1 protein-coding gene is annotated in these 2225 nt (G+C 58.3%); it reads left to right on the plus strand.

Annotated features, from left to right (window positions below):
• Positions 1-620 precede the first annotated feature (620 nt).
• The gene (ltrA, locus tag C9427_RS30910; protein ID WP_107652812.1) at positions 621-2141 is read left to right on the plus strand and encodes a group II intron reverse transcriptase/maturase; all 1521 of its coding nucleotides are present in this window, start codon (positions 621-623) and stop codon (positions 2139-2141) included.
• Positions 2142-2225 lie beyond the last annotated feature (84 nt).

A 2225-nucleotide genomic window follows, 5' to 3' on the forward strand; every position in this document is an offset into this window, starting at 1 on the left:
TCGGTGCGCCGTGACGGCGCGGGAGGTGAAGTATGACTTAGGTATCACCTCCCAAACTGGCTGATTTTCGACCGGCGGCTGTAACGCCGCCCCTCTACAGAGAACAGTAGATGGAAGGGGGCCGCAAAGCTCGACCGGGTGTCGCCGGTTGGGTGTCATAAGCAGAGCGGCCTTAACTGTACCGGATGCGCCCATCGAGCGCAGGTCGGGCTACCGCAGTGCCCATGGCGAGATAACGAAGTGAGCGTTGGAAGCCTCTATATCCGAGACCGTCTCCAAATCGCGCGATGGCGTGGGAGGCAATATAACGCGAACAGAACTGGCGCGGCTCAATGTTCCTCGCTGGTGAATGCGAACATAGCATTCGAGATGGGAGTGGTTCTCCTTGGCCCATCTCCCGCATCGCGAGGGGTATAGCTCACCGCCTAACGGCACAAAGGTTGAAGATCGGAACACGGGAACTCAGCTCGCCTGCCCAGATCGGAACTGGGCTAGCCGCGACGACCGGAGAAGGACGAGTCTGAGGGCGGAGCTTTCGTAGTAGTCGGAGCATGGGAAAGCCATGCACATGGCGAAGGGAAGCAGGAAGACGATAGACTTGTATGACGGAGAAATGGTCCATGGACATGGATCGTCAAGCTGACGAGGCTTGGATACTCAGCGTTCAACGCAAACTCTATCAGTGGAGTCAGGCAAATCCTGACGACAAATGGCGGGACATGTGGGGTTGGTTAACCGACATCCGCACGATCCGCTGTGCTTGGCGGCGCGTGGCCTCTAATCGAGGCGGGCGCACCGCTGGGGTCGACGGGATGACCGTAGGGCGTATCCGCGCCAAATGGGGTGAAAAGCGCTTTCTGGAAGGATTGCAGGTTGAGTTGCGTCTCGGCGCATATCGGCCCAGCCCTTCGAAGCGCATCCTTATCCCAAAGGCCGGAAAACCAGGACAATACCGACCCCTGGGCATTCCTACGATCAAGGACCGCGTCGTACAGGGCGCGGCCAAACTCTTGTTGGAGCCTATCTTCGAAGCGCAGTTTTGGCATGTTTCCTATGGGTTTCGGCCCGGAAGGAGCAGCCATGGCGCTTTGGAGTACCTCCGCCGAGCCACCCTGCCGTTTAAACGCGATCAGGACAATCGACGGAGCCGGTTGCCGTACCCATGGGTTATCGAAGGCGACATCAAAAGCTGCTTCGACCAGATCTCGCACCACCACTTGATGAATCGGTTGCGCTCTCGCGTAGGTGACCGTCGGGTGACGCGGCTGGTCGGGCGGTTCTTGAAGGCCGGCGTACTGGCAGAGGATCAGTTCCTCCGTACAGACAATGGCACGCCTCAAGGCGGAATCATTTCACCGTTGCTCTCCAATATCGTGCTTAGTGCGATCGAGGAGCGTTACGAGAGGTGGACGGATCACCGCACGAAACTCTATCCTCATCGCAAAATCGACGGGGTTACAGCGGCCCGAAGTGCACGGGGCAGCGACCGGAAAGCCGGTCGATGCATATTCTTACCCGTGCGCTACGCCGACGACTTCATCCTGCTGGTATCAGGAACAAGGGAGGAAGCCTTGGCGGAGAAATCCGCTCTGGCTGAATTCCTGCGTGAGACCACGGGACTGGAACTGTCGCCGGAAAAGACAAAGGTCACGGCCTTGATCGAGGGGTTCGATTTTCTCGGATTCAGCCTCGGCGCGTATTGGAACAAATGCTATGGCTTCGGCACACGCGTTCAGGTTCCAAAGCACAAGGTCGCCGATCTGCGTCACCGGATCAAGCAACTGACAAAGCGGAATACCACGCTCGTCAGCCTTGAAGAAAAGCTCCAAGAGATCAATCCCATCCTACAGGGATGGGCGAATTACTACCGCTACTGCGCCTATGCCTGCGATGTATTTACCAGTCTCGACTGGTACGTCGGAGACCGAATATGGCGTTGGCTGCGGTACAAGCGCCCAAAAGCGTCAGCGCATGAACTCCAGGCCTCTCGTGGGCCTAGTCAGTTGCGGTGCACGCGCACGGTCTGGCGGGACGGATTCACCGAGCAATTTCTGCTCGCAATGACCCCGAGCTGCCGATACCGCCTCGCCTGGATGGGGACGCCTGAGTTCGCCATGTCTTCTGGAGAGCCGGATGCGTAACGAAAGGCGCAAGTCCGGTTCGGGAAGAGGCGGTGAGAAACCGGTCGCCGAGAGGCGACACGGCGTTTGCCGCCTACTTTTACA

The organism is Mesorhizobium helmanticense (assembly GCF_003034915.1).
Lineage (GTDB): Bacteria > Pseudomonadota > Alphaproteobacteria > Rhizobiales > Rhizobiaceae > Mesorhizobium > Mesorhizobium helmanticense.